16 protein-coding genes are annotated in these 17,523 nt (G+C 54.7%); 7 read left to right on the top strand and 9 right to left on the bottom strand.

The features are described from left to right. Window positions 1–15 precede the first annotated feature (15 nt). Window positions 16–2,226: a primosomal protein N' gene (locus U740_RS07380; protein WP_036860004.1), complete on the bottom strand. Its 2,211-nt coding sequence runs from the start codon at window positions 2,224–2,226 to the stop codon at window positions 16–18. A gap of 266 nt (window positions 2,227–2,492) precedes the next feature. Between U740_RS07380 and rpmE the strand changes: the two genes are divergently transcribed. From rpmE to U740_RS07410, 7 genes are all read left to right on the top strand, one after another. Continuing rightward, window positions 2,493–2,708, top strand: a complete 216-nt coding sequence (gene rpmE / locus U740_RS07385) for a 50S ribosomal protein L31 (RefSeq protein WP_036860005.1) — start codon at window positions 2,493–2,495, stop codon at window positions 2,706–2,708. A gap of 7 nt (window positions 2,709–2,715) precedes the next feature. Continuing rightward, complete coding sequence (locus U740_RS11850) at window positions 2,716–3,195, top strand: thermonuclease family protein (RefSeq protein ID WP_051921288.1); 480 nt, start codon at window positions 2,716–2,718, stop codon at window positions 3,193–3,195. Continuing rightward, window positions 3,196–3,507: a hypothetical protein gene (locus U740_RS11855; RefSeq protein WP_051921289.1), complete on the top strand. Its 312-nt coding sequence runs from the start codon at window positions 3,196–3,198 to the stop codon at window positions 3,505–3,507. A 154-nt stretch (window positions 3,508–3,661) separates the two neighbouring features. After that, a complete protein-coding gene (locus U740_RS07395; RefSeq protein WP_036860006.1) occupies window positions 3,662–4,420 on the top strand; it encodes a DUF4197 domain-containing protein in 759 nt (252 codons plus the stop codon). A 382-nt stretch (window positions 4,421–4,802) separates the two neighbouring features. Then, window positions 4,803–6,383 carry a Re/Si-specific NAD(P)(+) transhydrogenase subunit alpha gene (locus U740_RS07400; RefSeq protein ID WP_036860007.1) on the top strand — a complete coding sequence of 527 codons (1,581 nt, stop codon included), beginning with the start codon at window positions 4,803–4,805 and terminating at the stop codon, window positions 6,381–6,383. 12 nt (window positions 6,384–6,395) lie between these two features. Beyond that, window positions 6,396–7,790: a Re/Si-specific NAD(P)(+) transhydrogenase subunit beta gene (gene pntB / locus U740_RS07405; RefSeq protein WP_036860008.1), complete on the top strand. Its 1,395-nt coding sequence runs from the start codon at window positions 6,396–6,398 to the stop codon at window positions 7,788–7,790. Window positions 7,791–7,972: 182 nt separating this feature from the next. Then, window positions 7,973–9,757: a sensor domain-containing diguanylate cyclase gene (locus U740_RS07410; protein WP_036860009.1), complete on the top strand. Its 1,785-nt coding sequence runs from the start codon at window positions 7,973–7,975 to the stop codon at window positions 9,755–9,757. 48 nt (window positions 9,758–9,805) lie between these two features. Here the strand turns inward: U740_RS07410 and U740_RS07415 are convergent, their stop codons facing one another. The 8 genes from U740_RS07415 to U740_RS07450 form a co-directional block, all read right to left on the bottom strand. Beyond that, the gene (locus U740_RS07415; RefSeq protein ID WP_036860010.1) at window positions 9,806–10,228 is read right to left on the bottom strand and encodes a YqaA family protein; all 423 of its coding nucleotides are present in this window, start codon (window positions 10,226–10,228) and stop codon (window positions 9,806–9,808) included. Window positions 10,229–10,464: 236 nt separating this feature from the next. After that, window positions 10,465–10,980: a CIA30 family protein gene (locus tag U740_RS07420; RefSeq protein ID WP_036860011.1), complete on the bottom strand. Its 516-nt coding sequence runs from the start codon at window positions 10,978–10,980 to the stop codon at window positions 10,465–10,467. A 5-nt stretch (window positions 10,981–10,985) separates the two neighbouring features. Then, a complete protein-coding gene (locus U740_RS07425) occupies window positions 10,986–12,095 on the bottom strand; it encodes a nucleotidyltransferase family protein (RefSeq protein ID WP_036860012.1) in 1,110 nt (369 codons plus the stop codon). Then, a complete protein-coding gene (locus U740_RS07430) occupies window positions 12,089–13,744 on the bottom strand; it encodes an ATP-binding cassette domain-containing protein (RefSeq protein ID WP_036860013.1) in 1,656 nt (551 codons plus the stop codon). Before U740_RS07430 ends, U740_RS07425 begins: the two co-directional genes overlap by 7 nt. After that, window positions 13,737–14,450 carry a glycosyltransferase family 2 protein gene (locus tag U740_RS07435; protein WP_036860014.1) on the bottom strand — a complete coding sequence of 238 codons (714 nt, stop codon included), beginning with the start codon at window positions 14,448–14,450 and terminating at the stop codon, window positions 13,737–13,739. Before U740_RS07435 ends, U740_RS07430 begins: the two co-directional genes overlap by 8 nt. Continuing rightward, entirely contained in the window at window positions 14,447–15,874 is a 1,428-nt protein-coding gene (locus tag U740_RS11860) for a glycosyltransferase family 2 protein (RefSeq protein ID WP_051921290.1), read from the bottom strand. Before U740_RS11860 ends, U740_RS07435 begins: the two co-directional genes overlap by 4 nt. Next, window positions 15,867–16,913, bottom strand: a complete 1,047-nt coding sequence (locus U740_RS07445; protein ID WP_036860015.1) for a hypothetical protein — start codon at window positions 16,911–16,913, stop codon at window positions 15,867–15,869. The genes U740_RS11860 and U740_RS07445 overlap by 8 nt, the downstream gene beginning before the upstream one ends. A gap of 29 nt (window positions 16,914–16,942) precedes the next feature. Then, window positions 16,943–17,332, bottom strand: coding sequence for a hypothetical protein (locus tag U740_RS07450; protein WP_152556807.1), 390 nt, complete (start codon window positions 17,330–17,332; stop codon window positions 16,943–16,945). Between the last annotated feature and the right edge of the window lie 191 nt (window positions 17,333–17,523).

The raw sequence follows: 17,523 nt of genomic DNA on the forward strand, positions 1-17,523 counted from the left end.
CAGACTCCAATCCCGTTAGCTCATATCCTGTGGGTCAATGTCCACGGACCAGCGGATTTTTCCCGCCATTGGCGACTGCTCCAGAATCGGGCAGAGGGTTGCCAGCAGGTGTTGGAGTGCGGGTCGCTCTGCAGCACAGATTGTCAATTGATGGCGAAAACGCCCACCTCTCCGCTCCATGGGGGCAGGAAGCGGGCCGAGGTAGCTGATGTTGCCTGCCGGTGGCAGTAGCATTTCTGCCTGGTGGCGGGCGAAACTGAGAAAATTCACCGCCAGCTGGCCATTTTCAGCTTCGGCGCGCAGCAACGCCAGGTAGCTGAACGGTGGCAGGTTGGCCAGTTTCCGTTCGGCCATCAACAGATCAGAAAAAGTGGCGTAGTCCTGTTGGGTCAGGGTGGTAATCAGTGGGTGATCACAATGATGGCTTTGCAAAATGACCGTGCCGGGTTTGTCACCCCTGCCTGCCCGGCCAGCCACCTGGGTAATCAGTTGTCCCATCCTCTCCGGTGCCCGGAAATCAGGGCTGAACAGGCCGGCATCGGCATCCAGAATGGCCACCAGCGTGACGTTGGGAAAATGGTGCCCCTTTGCCAGAAGCTGGGTGCCGAGCAGGATGCAGGGCTCTCCCTGATGCACCCGATCGACCATGTTCTGCATGGCCTGCTTGCGTCGGGTGCTGTCTCTGTCCACCCGAATAACGGGAAAGTCCGGGAACAGTGCTTCGAGGGTTTCTTCGCTGCGCTCGGTGCCCTGACCGAGGCACTGTAAATGAATGCTGTGACAAACCGGGCAGCGGGGTGGTACCGGTTGCCTGAACTCGCAGTGATGACAAACCAGCCGTTGCACCTGACGATGCACCGTCAGGCGCGCTTCACAGTGCAGACAATTCGCTATCCAGCCACATTCATGGCAGGTCAGGGTCGGTGCAAACCCGCGGCGATTCAGGAAAACCAGCACCTGACTGCCATCGTCGAGGTGGGACTGAATGGCATCGATCAGCTCCCTGGAATAGCCCCCGGACAGCTTCGCCTTTCGAATGTCGACCGGCTGCCAGCGGGGTTGCCGGGCGACACCCGGGCGACAGGACAGGACCAACCGGGTGTAGCGTTGCTGTTCGCAGTTATACCGTGTTTCGAGGGACGGGGTGGCCGAGCCCAGAATCAGGGGAATGGACTCCATTCGCGCCCGCACCACGGCGAGGTCCCGCGCCGAGTAGCGAAACCCCTCCTGCTGCTTGAATGAGCCATCGTGTTCCTCATCCACAATCAGAATGCCCGGCGAAGCCAGTGGTGTGAAAATGGCGGAGCGCGTGCCCAGTACAATCGGCGCGGTACCGGTGCGTGCAGCATCCCATGCCAGTACGCGCTCCCGGTCAGTGAGGCCGGAATGAAGCACTGCCACCGGGCAGTTGAAACGGGTTTTAAATCGATCCAACGTCTGCGGCGTCAGGCTGATTTCCGGGATCAGTACCAGCGCCTGTCTTCCGTACCGAATGACTTTTTCGATAGCCTGTAAATAAATTTCGGTTTTGCCACTGCCGGTTTGACCGTCCAGTAAGTAGGCGTGAAAGCCGTGCAGCTCAATGCTATCCATCGCCTGTTGCTGTTCGGGATAAAGGGGCAGGGGGGATTCCGAGAGCAGCCTGTCCGGATCGAACAGCGGGGTGTTCACCCGGAATTCCAGGGATTCGATCAGGCCCTTGCTTTCCAGTTGTCGAAGTGCGGCAATGCTGATGCCCTGTCGCTGAAAATCGTCTTTTGTGGCGGAGGGCTGCTGCTGCAGTAAATTCAGTGCCTGTTGTTGTCGGGGGGCACGCGCCAGGGCCGTATCTGGCAGTCCCTTGCCGGACAGTGTTAATTGCCAGCGGACTTCGCTTTGTCGGGGTACCGTATCACCCTTTCGGAGCGTTGCCGGCAGCGCTGTGCTGAGCGCATCGCCCGTCGGGTGCTGGTAGTAACCCGCTGCCCAGAGGCAGAGCTCCAACAGGGTTTCTGGCAGCAACGGTTCATCATCCAGGAGCTCGGTAAGCGGTTTCAATCGTGTGGCGGGATGTTCGCTGGATGCCGCAATTTCGATCACGACCCCGATGACCTGACGGCGGCCAAAAGGCACTTTGACACGACAACCGGGCCGGGGGGTCCGGGTATTGTTTTCCGATGGCAGGTAGTCGAACAGCCGTCGCAGGGGAGAGGGGACAGCAACACGGATAATGATGGATTCTGTCATTGATGTGTTTTTTTGTTAAAACCTTGAATGGGCATCGTTTTCTGGTAGTATTCGCGCTCCGTTTAAAGGCGGCATATGGTGCCCGACAATTGAAAGGCATCCCGAGGGATTGAACGCGACCTGTTATCAGCAAACTGAGGCGAGGCACCCAGTGTACCAGAAGTACATCGGGGTTCGGGCGATCGGTTTGGCAGGCAGGGGCGAATCAATATTCGGGTTGCACAGGGATCGGGTTGGCGATATGCAAGAGACTGAGGCAATGAAACATGAGATCTGAAATCCATCCAAATTACGGCACACTGTCAGCAACCTGCAGTTGTGGTAATGCATTTGAAGTAGGCTCCACCATGAACGGCAGCATCCACGTGGATGTCTGTTCAGCCTGCCACCCGTTTTACACCGGCAAGCAGAAAGTTGCTGATACCGGTGGTCGTATCGACCGTTTCAACAAACGTTTCGCCGGTCGTTCCGCCAAAAAATAATCTGAATATGTCTGCCTTTCGAGGCAAACGATGCGCGCTCTGGATAATATGCCAGAGCGCGTTTTTCGTTGTCTGGCTGTTTATCGCCGGTGGGCCCGCCAGGGCTGATCTACGCTGCCAGCCTTTTGCCCCGCTGGAGAAGGTTGCCGTCACTCATGTCTATGACGGCGATACCGTCAAACTGGACGACGGCCGCAAAGTCCGATTGATCGGTATCAATGCCACAGAACCGGGCCGCGATGGGGAACCGGATCAGCCGTTCGCCGCCGAGGCCGGTGACAGATTGCGCAACCTGATCAAGGCTGCCTCGCAACTACATTTGTTAACGGACCGGCAAACCCATGATCGATTTGGCCGAATACTCGCCCATCTGTTCAATGAGCGGGGAGAGAGTCTCGAACAAATTCTGCTGGAACAGGGACTGGCCTACCATGTTGCAGTGCCACCCAATCTGACTCTGGCCGACTGTTTTGCCAGCGCTGAGTAATTGGCTGTCGAACAACAGCGGGGATTATGGGGCAAGGCCGGTATTCCTCCCGTCGTTGCCCGGGATGTGCAGGACGGGGGGTTCAAACGGTTGCAGGGTACCGTAACTGCCGTCCAAACCGGCAGGCACTGGCGGCTCGTCCTGGATGATGTGATCAAGGTAATGATTTATCCAGAACACCGCCATCGCTTTGAGGCAGAACAACTGAACAGCCTGCAGGGCCAGCGAGTGGAAATACAGGGGTGGGTCTACCGCAGTCGCGGGGAATGGCGGGTCAAACTGGAAACTGGCCACGGGCTAGTGGTGCTGTAGGCCATATAGCATTACAGACCGTTTTCCGGGGCAATTACTCTTAAATCTGTCTGCGCCCCCTATGGTTAGGCCCTGGGGGTGACATAAAATTCGGTAACACCCGATTCGACATGCTAGTCTGGTGTCCTCTGGTAGCTTTTTTTGAGGATGTGTCGTGAACAGAAATATCGTTTTGTTGAGTGCTGTGCTGGTGATTACACCGTTGTCTGTCAGTGCCGCCAGCTGGTGGGATACCGGCAAGGAGTTACTTGGTGGCAACACGGGAAACACGACAGAATCCGCTGCGCCGGTCAGTGGGCTGGCCGCGCTTTCCAGCGATGAAATTGCCGCAGGGTTGAAAGAGGCGTTGCGGGTGGGTGCCGGTAATGTGGTTTCACAGCTTGGGACTCAGGACGGATTTTACCTCGACGACGCGATCCATATTCCATTGCCCCCTCAACTTCAGCAGGCCAAAGGTGTTCTTGAGCAGGTGGGGATGGGCGCCAGTTTGCAGGAGCTTGAAATGAAGCTGAACCGGGCTGCCGAGGCGGCGACTCCGCGGGCCAAAGCGATGTTTCTTGATGCCATCAGTGCCATGACGATTGACGATGCGAAGAAAATTTACAGTGGCTCGGAAGATGCCGCCACCCGCTATTTCAGTGACAAAATGCGCGGCCCCCTCGCGGAGGAAATGCGCCCGGTGATTGAAGCCAGCCTCGCAGAGGTGGGCGCACTACAGACCTACGATGCGATTGTCAGCAAATACAAGACCCTGCCTTTTGTCCCCGATCTCAAAGCCGACTTGACGGACTACACGATAAACGGGGGGATGGACGGTATTTTCTATTATCTGGCGCGGGAAGAAGCGGCGATCCGTGAGAACCCGGTCAAGCAAACCACCTCGCTATTGAAAAAACTGTTTGGTCAGCCCTGAACCCAGCCCGGCACTATGGCCGATAAAAATATACGTCTGATTTCGTGGCCATACACCCTTTTCATGTATCCAGATGGCCGTTCCCCAATGGGGGTAGCGGAGCGGTATCAATCAAAATTCCCTATCGGTTTCTTTGCAGAATACTATCTGCTAATGGTTTATCCTGATGCCACGAAAAGAGGCATGGAAGTTAAAATTCGCGTAGGATCGTAACCCTGCCCGGTCCTGTGGGGCGAGTCGTTAAATCATTAAACTCGGCATCACAGTCAGGTTTGCTGTGCAACTGACATGATCCGCTGAAATGAGAATGAGCCCGAAGCCAGGGTTTCCATGTTTCGATCAGTGCACCAGACAATGGTGTTCAGACCTGGAGAGAAAGCGAATGACAACAATAGGTATCCCCAAAGAAATTTATCCCGACGAAAGGCGTGTTGCCGCCACTCCCGCCTCCGTTCAAAAGCTGATCAAGCTCGGCTATGAGGTATTGGTCCAGTCGGGAGCTGGCGAACCAGCGCACTATGATGATGAAGCCTATACCAATGCCGGCGCGGCAATTGCCGTTGACGCGCCTGCGCTCTGGAGTCAGGCAGATTTTATTCTGAAAGTGCGTGCCCCTATGGAAAACGCCATGCTCAACAGGCATGAAGTTGACATGATGAAGCAGGGCGCTGGTCTGGCCAGCTACATCTGGCCGGCACAAACCCCTGAACTGCTGGAGAAGTTTGCGGCAAAAGGGGCCACGGTATTCGCCATCGACAGCCTGCCCCGGATCAGTCGGGCGCAGAAAATGGATGCGTTGAGCGCCATGGCCAATGTCGCCGGTTATCGCGCCGTCATTGAGGCAGCCAACCACTTCGGCCGCTTTTTTACCGGCCAGGTGACGGCGGCCGGGAAGGTCCCCCCGGCCAAGGTTATGGTGATTGGTGCCGGCGTGGCAGGCCTTGCTGCGGTTGGTACCGCTAACAGCATGGGTGCCATCGTGCGTGCTTTCGATACCCGTCTCGAAGTGAAGGAACAGGTGGAGAGCATGGGCGCCGAATTCCTCGAACTGGATTTTGGCGATGAAGATGGCAGCGGTGGTGGCGGTTATGCCAAACAGATGAGCGACGAGTTCATCAAGGCCGAGATGGCGCTGTTTGCCGAGCAGGCAGAAGAGGTGGATATCATTATCACCACTGCGCTGATTCCCGGTCGTCCGGCACCGAAACTGATTACCGCCGAGATGGTGGCTGCAATGAAGCCCGGCAGTGTGATTGTCGATCTGGCCTCGGAGCGGGGCGGCAACTGTGAACTCACCGAACCGGGCAGGGTTGCTGTGCATCACGACGTGTCCATTATCGGTTATACCGATCTGCCCAGCCGCATGGCAAAGGTGTCCAGTGATCTCTATGCCAGCAACCTGACACACTTGATGAGCGATCTGACGCCCGAGAAGGATGGCCAGCCCAGCGTTGACATGGAAGACACCGTCATTCGCGGACTCACGGTTGTTCACGATGGTGAAGTTACCTGGCCACCACCGAAAGTGGAGGTGGCGGTGAATACCGCGCCACCACCGAGTACCGAAGAGCCATCGCCGAAGGGTAAAAAGGCCAAAGGAGAGCCCTCCGTGATTGGCCGGTGGCTGGGCAAGGGGTTGCTGCTGCTGGTGACGGTACTGGCGTTGCTGGGTATTGGTACCTACGCACCTCCCAGTTTCCTTACCCATTTTACGGTGTTTGTCCTGGCCTGCTTTATCGGCTGGCAGGTGATATGGAATGTGACGGCGTCCCTCCACACCCCTCTGATGAGTGTGACCAATGCGATCAGTGGCATTATCGTGATCGGGGCGTTGCTGCATCTGGCGCAGTCTGAAAGCGGTGCAGTGGGCATCATGGCTTTTATAGCCGTGCTGATTGCAACCATCAATGTGGCTGGGGGCTTTCGGGTTACCCACCGCATGCTGAAAATGTTTCGCCGATAAGGAGGGCACACCATGAGTCCAGGAATCGTCAGTGTGGCCTACGTAGTGGCCAGTATATTATTCATTCTCAGCCTCGGTGGTTTGAGTCATCAGGAGTCTGCTCGCCGTGGTAACTACTATGGTGTCGCCGGGATTCTGATTGCCGTTGGCGTTACCATAGCCAATGTCGGCACGGGCGATATGGTCGCAATTCTGGTTGCGATCGTGCTCGGCAGCATTATTGGTATTTTTCTCGCCAACCGGGTCGAAATGACCCAGATGCCGCAATTGGTAGCCCTGCTGCACAGCTTTGTCGGTCTGGCTGCCGTGCTGGTGGGCTTCTCCGGTTACATCGAACCATTGATCGTGACCCACGGTGCGGAGCACACCATCAAGCTGGTCGAGATATTCCTCGGTATTTTCATCGGTGCGGTAACCTTTACCGGATCGCTGATCGCCTGCGGCAAGCTGGATGGCCGTGTATCCAGCAAAGCATTGACCCTGCCGGGTCGTCACCTGATGAATCTGGTGGCACTGGCCATTACCGTGGCACTGGGGATCATGTTTGTCGGTGCCGACAGTCACTGGGCCGGATTGCTGGCACTGATCATCATGACCATCATCGCCAGTGTGCTGGGTGTCCACCTGATTATGGCTATCGGCGGTGCCGACATGCCGGTGGTAGTTTCCATGCTCAATAGCTACTCGGGTTGGGCTGCCGCCTCAATCGGTTTCATGCTGGGCAACGACCTGTTGATTGTAACCGGCGCACTCGTGGGTAGCAGTGGTGCCATCCTCAGTTACATTATGTGTCGCGCCATGAATCGCTCCTTTATCAGTGTGATTCTCGGTGGCTTTGGCCAAACGACCAGTAGCAGCAGTGCGTTGACGGGTGATGAAAGTGTTCAGGAAACCTCCGTCGATGAGCTCGCAGAGGAATTGTTGTCTTCGGATTCGGTAATTATCGTGCCCGGCTACGGCATGGCAGTGGCCCAGGCGCAGAATGCGGTGGGCGAGATTACGAGGCTGTTGCGTGAGAAGGGCACTACTGTGCGGTTTGGTATTCATCCGGTGGCGGGTCGATTGCCGGGACACATGAATGTGTTGCTGGCAGAGGCCCACGTTCCCTATGACATCGTGCTGGAAATGGATGAAATCAATGAGGACTTCCCTTCAACAGATGTGGTGCTGGTGATCGGTGCCAATGACACCGTCAACCCGGCCGCAGCCGAAGACCCGGGCAGCCCCATTGCGGGTATGCCTGTTCTCGAAGTCTGGAAATCCCGTCAGGTAGTGATACTGAAACGGGGTATGGCAACCGGCTATTCCGGTGTGGAAAATCCTCTGTTCTATAAGGACAACACTCGGATGTTATTTGGCGATGCCAAGGAAACCGTGGATAAGTTGCTGAGCGCACTGCGTTCATGATCCGGTGGATTTGACAGCAAGCGGTCTGCGTCGCAGACCGCTTCAATCAGCGCAAATCGCTGCCGCTTATTACCGCGCTCAGGCACGCCCTATTTGCCGGGTGTCGCTCATCGTATAACAAGCTGATCAAAAACCGGGACAAACATCCCTGCCATTTTTTGACTCTATAATTTGATGAATTTATGAAGCAGCATATCGGCGTGGTACAAACGATCCCCGATTTCCAGTCTGAGCTGGAGGTGCTGGCTGGTGAGCTCCAGGAAGACCGGGCCGAAATGCCTTCAGCCATTCTGGTGCAGCTATTCTTTTCTTCCGATAATCTCGAGTGGATCAATCAGGTAACTGAGGCTGTGCTGACCGTCATGCCCGAGGCGATTGTCGTCGGTGCTACCACAGATGGCGAGATTGCCAACGGCAAGACACTGACCAATAGCACCGTCTTCTCTATTTCCGTTTTTGCAAAAACCACCCTGCAGGTGCTTGCCGATACCTGCCTTCCTGGCGAGGAGTTGGCGCTCGGGGAAGGTCTGCGAGACCAGCTGCTCAGGGAGAAGCGGCAGATAGCCGGTGTGCTTTTCCTGGCGACGCCCCTGTCAATCAATGTCAGCAGCTTGCTGGATGGACTGGCCTCCGGGGGTATCAATTTCCCCCTGTTCGGAGGCGGTGCAGGTGATTATGCTGTCATGGAACACAGCCTTGTTATTGCCAACCGTCAGACCATTGACTGTGGGGCGGTGGTGGTTGCGCTGATCAGCGACGATCTGGTTATCAAGGAATATACCTATTCGGGCTGGATGCCGCTGACCAGGGAAATGACCATTACTGCCACAAAGAATGACAGGATTGCCACCGAGATTGATGGCCGGCCTGCCTATGACGTGTACAGCGGTTATCTGGGTATCGAGAACGACCAGCAGTTTTTCCTTAACTCCCTGGAATTCCCGTTTCTCGTGAAGCGCGATAATGAACTGCTTGGCCGCACGCCCATGAAGGCAACCGAGGACGGCGGGATACATTTCATTGCTGATGTTAAACCCGGTGATAAATTTCGTATCGGTTATGGTGACCCCAAAGAAATTATTGCCCACGCCAAACATGCTCGTGATGAGCTGGGCAAATTTTGTCCCGAGGCTATTTTTCTCTATACCTGCTGCTGCAGGCGCTTTCTGATGCAAAATGACGTTGAAATGGAAACGCTGCCATTTGAAGAAGTCGCACCAACCGCCGGTTTCTATACTTATGGTGAATTCCTGGGTAAGGGCAGTCACATCAGCCATTACAACTCCACCATGTTGGTGGTGGGTATGCGGGAAGGCGAGCCGAAACAACCGATGGACTGTGATGTCGTCAGTTGGGCACCTGAAGCCGACCTGGCAGACAAGCCCGACTTGTACAAAAATCAGCACATCCGTGTGGTAACCCAGCTCATTCACTTCATCGAAACCATCACGGCCGAACTTGAAGATCGAAACAGGGAACTCATGCAACTGGCGGTTACCGACAAGCTGACCGGGTTGTTCAATCGGGCCAAGCTCGATCAGGTGCTGGATGAGGAGATTGTCCGCCACAACCGTTATGGCACGGAATTCTGCGTCATCATGGCGGACATCGATGACTTCAAGATGATCAACGACACCTTCGGTCATCACAAGGGCGATGCTGCACTGATGGCATTTTCGGACATTCTTCGACAGAGCATTCGTGCCAATGACACGGCCGGTCGCTGGGGTGGAGAAGAGTTCCTGATTGTTCTGCCGCACACCTCGGTCGATGCGGCTGCACAGACCGCCGAAAAGATCCGCGCACTTGTGGCGAGCGGCGATTATGGTGAGGTTAAAACCGTCACAGCCAGTTTTGGTGTGCTGGCGCACAAGTCCGGTGAAACTGTGGATGACCTGTTGTTGCGGGCCGATATGGCACTGTACGCAGCGAAGCGTAAAGGCCGTAATGCGGTGGTTTGCCAATAGAAATCGCCGGTCATCCTGTCGATCTATTTCTATTGCCCGGATTTTTCGTCAAATAGCCAGATAGCCCATTATCACTACTGCATATCGCAGGCCTTTTCCCGTGGCCACCAGAATAAAAAAAGTGCTGGCGGGGACTTTCATCAGACCGCCGACCACCGTCAGGGCATCGCCACCTATCGGCAGCCAGGTCATCAGCAGACTCCATTTGCCGTAGCGGTTGAACCAGTTTTGCGCCCGCTCTATGTCCGCCTTGCGGGAGGTAAACCAGCGGCGTTCTGAGTAGTCCCCCAGACGCAGCCCGATCCACCAGTTAACTCCTGCACCCAGGGTATTGCCGGTGGTTGCGAACAGCCACAGCAGCAGTGGGTCGAGTCCATCCCGTAGCTGGGCGACCAACAGAATCTCGGAATAAAAAGGCAGTAGGGTGGCTGCACCAAAAGCGACGGCGCAAAGCAATAAATAATCTGTCATGGGGTTAACGGAGACCGATCAGTCATGGGAGAGGGACCTGTTTGACCATGGGCAAAAGGGGTGCCGGTGAGCATAAAGACTATCGGGGTGCGCTTCAAACTGGTTCTGCAACCAGTGACAAGTTAAACGCCTGTATGAAGTATTCTGGCCGGCGGCCAACTGCCGTCTGGCTGACATAGCACCGGGGCGGATACACGCCAAAATGGGCCGTTTGACCACCGGTTAGGGTCTACAGGTCAGTAAAACCGCAGGCCCGACAGCGCCAGATCCGCTTCGAAGGCGCGCCCGATAGCCACAAGGCCTATCCGTTTCAGTTTGCCGAGATTGAGCGGCGTCTCGGTGCGATGGGCAACGAAGTCATTGAACGGCAGCCTGATCGTTTGCCATTCGGGTTTGACCCTGAAGTGTTGTCGGTAGGACTGCCAGGGTCTGCTCAGTTCGGTGGTTCTCAGGTGAACGGAATATTCCTCCGCCGGACCCCAGACATCCAGCTCTATGCCCTGCCACGCGCTACCGTCCACGGCTGTTTGGTCGGTGGATAAATCCAGTGCCATCTGCAGAAACCCGCCGTTATTCTCGAGGCTAACCCGGCCGCGCATGCGCAGTGCCAAACGGTTGGAGATGGTTTCACGAGTCAGGGAGCCTTCCGACAGCCCACCCATCACACCGTCGGTTACCAACCGCCACCGGCATGCATTGCTGTCGGCGGGGAGGTCTGATTCAAGGCTGTCAAAAATAACGGAGGAGGCCATGACTATTATCGATCCTTTTTACTCGTTTGAGGTGCCGGTTTGGGAACAGCCATGAAGACCAGATAAACCAATGCCAGAACGACTGTTGCGGCAGAAAAAATTGCTAGGCGGCGATAGGTTGGGCGATCCGGAAAACGGTGGCAGGTCACTGTGTAGCGCCCAGCGATTGTCTCTTTAAGCCATTTGGCCGAGAGTGGTCTGGCGTTGGAAAATCTCGGAATCGGGTCTTGAGGAGAGCTGTTTGCGGCGGCTGTGATAATGGTTTGCGGTAAATCGATGCCGTAATTGACGGCAATGTTGATGCCGGCCAAAAAAAGCGTTTCCTTCTTGTCGGCAATTGCAAGTGCGTGTGCTTCCTGCCAATCCTGTGCCGTGAGGTTATTTGACATCTGTGCCAGGTCGACAAGCCAGTTCAGGTTGTCCTCGAAGTCGCCCATGACCGCATGCAGGACCACCATGAATAGCTCAATGGGTCTGGCAGGTTTTAACAACCCGGTTGCCGTTGATTGCACTGGTTGGGCCCAGGCCAGTTGCGTAAGCCGGTTGGATGTATAGCTACCCAGGCGACGGTGCAGATCGAGCTTCACGTCACTCTGGGGGTGAATAAGTTGAGTGCCGTGGTTCGGGTCCAGGCCAAAAAAGCGATGAACGGCGCCCTTCCTTTCCAAATCGGCATACTCATGCGCCCAACCATTCTTCAGTAGCAACTTCAGCGCGCGGGCATGGTGTTTGGGTGCCACCAAAAGATCCATATCGGCCATCGACCGCAGGGTCCGCTGGGGGTAGTAGTCAGCCAGGCCGACCCCTTTCAAAGCCATGACAGGTATATCCTGCTGGGCAAACAGGCTGACTACTTTTCTTAACTGATGGGTGCGATGTTGATAGGCTATCCACCAGTATTGATAAAGTATTTTGAGACGAGCCTGATGGATTGACGACAAACCAAAGCGCTGTGTCTGATGATGGATCAGCGGCGACAGGCGCATAATACCGAAACTCATGGTATCGATGACGATCATCCGATCCCAGGCATCCAGTAGCTCGCCTGCAGTGGTGGCATCCTCGGCCAGACAGAGCTTTAGTGAAAGCTCTTCAATAGATAGCGTTGTCAGCATGGTGTGAACTTTATGGTCTGATCGGCAATGTCATCGAATTCGTCAAGGTGACTGATGATAATGATGATTTTGTCATCTTTTAACTGCGCGATAGTACGCTTTAGTAAATTGATGGATGTGCGATCGAGGTGATTGGTGGGCTCATCGAGAACCAGCAGCGTATGGTTCGTGTAGAGCTCACGAAGTAGTGCAATTCGCCGGGCTTCTCCCCCCGATAACGCACCGCCACATTCGCCAACCTGATAGTTTTCCGGGTCCTTCTGCACCGGTAACAACTGCCGTTTCAGTTCGGGGTCGCCGTCACTCCATTGCTGTTCTGCTGCAGGGTGGCCGAATAGTACATTGTCTTTGATCGTGCCGCCAAACAGGGTCACATGTTGATCAATCAAGGCTGTTTGATGTCGCCACAGGGATAGTTCCGGCCAGGGTGTTGGCGTACCGTTAATACACAGCTCACCGGCACTGGGCGTTAAATGGCCCAGCAGAATACGGGCCATGGTGGATTTCCCCGCGCCATTTTCACCTTTCCACAGATAAATATTGCCCTGCTCGAGGCTGAGCGATTTGTTTTCGATGACTGGCTTATCGGGATAGCTGAAGCAAACGTTGCTCAGGACAATCGACTTTAGCGATTCTGTGCCACAAGAATGGGCGTTTTCACTCTCGCGGCCTGACTTGGTGGGTTTTAGTTCGGAGGGCAACCTGAAAAACCTGTCGAGGGTTATAGCTGCCTCTTGCGCATCCATAAAGCTGAAAAGTGCGGTGCTGAGCGGTTGTATATGGCTTTGGATAATACTCAGCAGGAACAGTACAAGCACAAACTCCTGAGCGCTGAGCTCACCACTTTGTATGAGATAAACGCCAAGAAAAAGGGTGGCTACGCGGAGTACGTTGCCGGACCAGTTAAGCCATGACTTCCAGAATAACTGCTCTCGCAGCATACGAGTGTTATCGGAGAGAAACTCGCGGGTATGATCGTGGTGCTGTGCGGCAGTATCGGCTACCCCGCGACCCATTTTGAATAATTCAAACTTGTCCAGCAGGGCGACTGCCCAACCATGTTGCCGGCGCCAGGCCGCCTGAAAGGCGACCAGTAGCGGCCGTGTTTTCTGTTTGGTGGTAATGCCCAGCAGCGCAATCAGGCCCATGCCGACCAGACAAAATATCACCATGGTTGTACTGAGCCACGCGATAAAGCCCAGCATCGCAAGCACAATAATTGTACTGATCAGCACCGAGTCCAGCAGTTTGCTGATTCCCTGGCGAATACGCCAAAAGTCGGACATCAACAGATCGTACAAATACGCGCGTTTGGATTGTTTAAAGGCCAGCCACTGCAAACCGGCCAGTTGACGATAGAGTTTGTCGCTCAGCCTGAGGCAGGCGGCATCAATGATCGCGAAGTTATAAAACGCCTGGCGCCACGCCAGCCACTGCGCGAGCGAAAACACAACGACAATGCCGACAATTTCAATAAAAAATGGGCCATCGAAGGCTGTTGGCAGCGGCTGGATGGCACGATAGATCAACAGGGGCCAGCCAATGGACAAGCCCGTCTGGAGCAGGCCCAACAACAGGCTGCGGTAGAGTTGCCCGTTGGGAATGGCGCGCAACACAGACAACGGTGTAAAGCGAAATGAGTCAGTCATTACCGGAAATTTGTCTCTTGCTGTTCAGGTGTAGCCTGATCACCTTCAGGTAGTCAACGGCAGAGACACCATTGGTCATGTTGTTGTCGTGGATACGTCGAAAAGCCAGCACATCGGGAAGGACGACATGTTTAACGTTGTGAGTTTTACAGCGGTTAAACCATTCGATGAAATCACCCATTTCTAAAGCGTCATTAAACCCCCCGACACGATCAAAAAGGCTGCGCCGGCACAGCATCGAGGTTTTGTTGAAGCCATCCAGTGGCTCAGGACGTGCACGGTACTTTGTATTAACCGCCGATTCGTCATCAAACTCTTTTAATTTTGTGAAGCAGATGTCGAGCGACTGGTCGGCAGTCAGGGCAGAGAGCTGAGCTTGTAGCTTGTTGGTCGCCCACAGGTCGTCACAATCGAGAAAGGCGATCCAGTCGGCGCTGGTGTGCTCCAGGGCTGTATTGAGTGTGGCGCTCACGCCGGAATGTGGACGATCGACAAAAACAAGGTTGGGCAACTGCCCGGCGAGCGCCAGAATTTTCTCCCGGCTGCCGTCGGTTGAACCATCGTTGACAACGATAATGTGAACATTCTGGTGAGTCTGTTTGCGGGCACTGTCGATGGCTTCGCATACAAACCGCTCGCCATTGTAAACCGGAATAATAATATCGATTAATGGGGCGTTAGCGTTGTTGTCGCCTGTATCAGTCATCGCACCAGTGCCCCTTTCTTGCGCTGCGATTGGCGACGAAGAATCTCGAACAGGCCCGCACGCATTTTGTCGCTGGCGTAGGTGCCGTTATTCTGGTGCCACCATTTTCTCAATAGGGGACGTTCAATATTGGCCTCCTCAAATCCGGCATTGCGTAAATTGACGATCAGCTCGGTATCATCGCCAGCCACCAGACTGGAATCGAACCCGCCGAGGCTGGCAAGAACATGGCTGCGGAGCATCAGTGCACTGGGTACAAATGACCGGTGCTCATCGGTGGGGAGGCGTAACAGGTGTCGGGGCAATACAAGTTCTTCCTGGGCATGTAAAGTCTGATTACAGGTAACCCAGCCGACATAGGGGTGGGCATTTAAATACGCCACCTGTGCGCTGGTTTTGTCTGCTTCCCATTCATCATCCTGATCAAGGAAGGCGAGGTATTTACCCGACGCCAGTCCTGTACCTGTGTTGCGGGCCGCTGCCACGCCCCGGTTGGGCGTTGTTACCAGGGTGGCAGTTGGATAGTGCTCAGAAACCAACTGGCGGCCGGCGCCATCATCACTGGAACCATCGTCCACGACGATGAGTTCAATCGATTCATAGGTTTGCTGTTTTACGGTGTCGAGTGTGCGAACAATCGTTTCGGCACCGTTATACAGCGGGATAATGACGCTGACCAGCGGGCGATAAAACCGCCTGAAGTCGTTTATTTGGGGTAGGGGTCTACTCTGTTTCGTCTCTCGTCTTCTGCGCAGCGAATGGCGTAACACGTTCAGGAGATCGAGCTCCTGTGGTGTTTTCTCCACCGACATGTTGTTGCCATGAACATGGTAAATCAGTGTCGCCTCCTCCAGTAACACGATTCCCTGTCGCTGTTCTCTCAGTAGCAGCCACCAATTTACATCTTCGCTATAGCGCAGATTCTCATCAAACGTCATACCGCTATCAAATACCTGTCGCTTGACGAGAATGCCACCCAGATGCACATGGGTAATCTCCTGTGTCTCCGGGTCAAAGAGCATGTTTGGCATGGGGGTGCCGTTGGCGGCGACATAGCGGACTTTGCCGCCAGCGACGCTGGTGTCAGGGTCATCCAGGTGTGGTAGCAGCAACGTCAGTTTGTTCTCGGGCCATTCATCGTCGCCGTCGATAAAACTGATCAGCTCACCACTGGCGTGTTTGAGGCCCGTATTGCGGGCAGCCGCCGGGCCACGGTTTTCCTCATGATTGAGCAAAATCACCTGTGGATACTGACCTTTTATCTGTGCCAGTAGCTCACAGCACCGGGTATTCGAACCATCGTTGATGAGTATTATTTCAACAGGGAGTTGCCCATTGCTGATTTCAGCCTGTTGCAGCACCGAGTTGATCGCCCGGTGTAACTCTTCGCCATTATTGTAAACAGGGGTGATGACGCTAAGCATTTTTTCTTCCTTCATCGCTCGTCACACGTCCAAAAGACTCGGTTAGCAGGTGTTTATCCGATCCTAAAAGCCATTGATAGCAGGGGGCCGCATTAACGACCGTGGAGATTTTGCTGAAGGCTTCGGCACGGTGGTGTGGCAAATGGTGCAAAGTGGTGGGTGCGATGCTCATCAGTGCTTGGGCTGCCGAGACGGCTGATACGGTCGATTGAGCGACACTGGGCGAGGCAATACGCGGCACCAGTATGCCGACCAGATCTGCACTTTTTAACAGCCTGTCAGGGTAGTGTTCGCCAATATGCAGGATCGCTTTCTGGTCCCGATAACTCCGGGGGTTTCGCAGCTGACTGTGCAAAGCAGTGAATCGCTCATCAAAATTATCATGATTGATTTTCGCGGATTGATACAGGCTGTGTACCTTAAAGGGCGGTTTTGTGCGCAGGATGACATAGTCATCACCCAGGTAATAGCGGCCACTGAGCAGGAGTTGCAGACAGCTGGTGGATTTTCCCGAGCCACTCGGGCCGGGAATAAGCCAGCCATGCTTTCCATCTTCAGAGATGGCACCGGCGTGCATCAGCTGCAGGTCCTGATCGCGACTCCACCAGTGAAAAATAATACGGAATGAGAATGTCATCTCCCACCAGGGCACCTCCTCCGGATTGATGACCCAGTACAGGCCAATGCGTCTGAGCCGCGAGTACAGAAAAACCTGTCTTAGCCAGGGTTGGTAAAAAATCTGCACATCATGCTGGTCAATGGTGGCGGCGTAGCCCTGACCGTTAAATAAATCCATTGGCGGGGCTTTCAGCGGGGAGGTTGTGCCGCTGCTGTCGGCATAGAGAATGGTGAGATCGGCATCCGACTCGGACTCGCTGGCGAGGTGCGCGAGCGCGGGGAGAAACTGAGCCCGCAGTATCGGGGAGTGAGTTGCCAGATCAACAATGTGGCCACCCAGGTCAATCCTGTCCCGATAGCACAGGGACTCCCTGTCCAGAAGTGCCAGCGCTTCCTCAAAATAATCACCGAGCTTGAACATCGTCGCGGGTAGGGGCTCAGTTACGTGGCTTATTCTCTGAGCTCCCAGCCGTCTTCATCCACATCGTGTATCGGGTCAAGTAGCAGCAGGTCCTGCATATCAGCGTAGCGGTTGAGCTCTGAGCGTTTGTACTCTTTCGCCGCCGTTGCGGTGCCCAGCGCTGCATTACTGGATACTCTGTCAACCACCAGCTGTTCATTGATCAACTCTTGCCAAATACTCGAGAGTTCAGCAATAGCCGTTGCGCGCTGCTCGCCCAACGACGCGCAAATCGTTGCGATGGCGGCGTCAGGGTCAGCACACGGCAAAGCCTGGATCAGGCCAGCAGCAATGCCCTGAACACTGTAATAAAGCCCACTATCCAGATTTGCGATGATACATTCGTCTTCAAAAACTTCTGCTGCAACTTGTTGATTCAAAGTGAAATGGTGCATGGTTTATGAGTATTCCGTTATAGATATCCGCTATTGGCCCGAGTTTACACGCAAAGCCCGAAGTTGACGACCTGGGTAACTGGACAAGCGGAGCAGAAAAAGGGGCAGTAAAGGAGCAGTAAAGGGGGGCAGTAAAGGAGGTCAGTCAAGGCGTTAGCAAAAGAGTAAGAGTGCAG

The organism is Porticoccus hydrocarbonoclasticus MCTG13d, assembly GCF_000744735.1.
Classification (GTDB): Bacteria; Pseudomonadota; Gammaproteobacteria; order Pseudomonadales; family Porticoccaceae; genus Porticoccus; species Porticoccus hydrocarbonoclasticus.

Coding starts and splice junctions, on each gene's coding strand:
- rpmE (WP_036860005.1), top strand. CDS start 2,493: ATGAGATCTGAAATCCATCCAAATTACGGCACACTGTCAGCAACCTGC.
- U740_RS07415 (WP_036860010.1), bottom strand. CDS start 10,228: ATGACAGATTATTTATTGCTTTGCGCCGTCGCTTTTGGTGCAGCCACC.
- U740_RS07445 (WP_036860015.1), bottom strand. CDS start 16,913: ATGTTCAAGCTCGGTGATTATTTTGAGGAAGCGCTGGCACTTCTGGAC.
- U740_RS07410 (WP_036860009.1), top strand. CDS start 7,973: ATGAAGCAGCATATCGGCGTGGTACAAACGATCCCCGATTTCCAGTCT.
- U740_RS07435 (WP_036860014.1), bottom strand. CDS start 14,450: ATGACTGATACAGGCGACAACAACGCTAACGCCCCATTAATCGATATT.
- U740_RS11860 (WP_051921290.1), bottom strand. CDS start 15,874: ATGCTTAGCGTCATCACCCCTGTTTACAATAATGGCGAAGAGTTACAC.
- U740_RS07400 (WP_036860007.1), top strand. CDS start 4,803: ATGACAACAATAGGTATCCCCAAAGAAATTTATCCCGACGAAAGGCGT.
- pntB (WP_036860008.1), top strand. CDS start 6,396: ATGAGTCCAGGAATCGTCAGTGTGGCCTACGTAGTGGCCAGTATATTA.
- U740_RS07430 (WP_036860013.1), bottom strand. CDS start 13,744: ATGACTGACTCATTTCGCTTTACACCGTTGTCTGTGTTGCGCGCCATT.
- U740_RS11850 (WP_051921288.1), top strand. CDS start 2,716: ATGTCTGCCTTTCGAGGCAAACGATGCGCGCTCTGGATAATATGCCAG.
- U740_RS07425 (WP_036860012.1), bottom strand. CDS start 12,095: ATGCTGACAACGCTATCTATTGAAGAGCTTTCACTAAAGCTCTGTCTG.
- U740_RS07420 (WP_036860011.1), bottom strand. CDS start 10,980: ATGGCCTCCTCCGTTATTTTTGACAGCCTTGAATCAGACCTCCCCGCC.
- U740_RS07380 (WP_036860004.1), bottom strand. CDS start 2,226: ATGACAGAATCCATCATTATCCGTGTTGCTGTCCCCTCTCCCCTGCGA.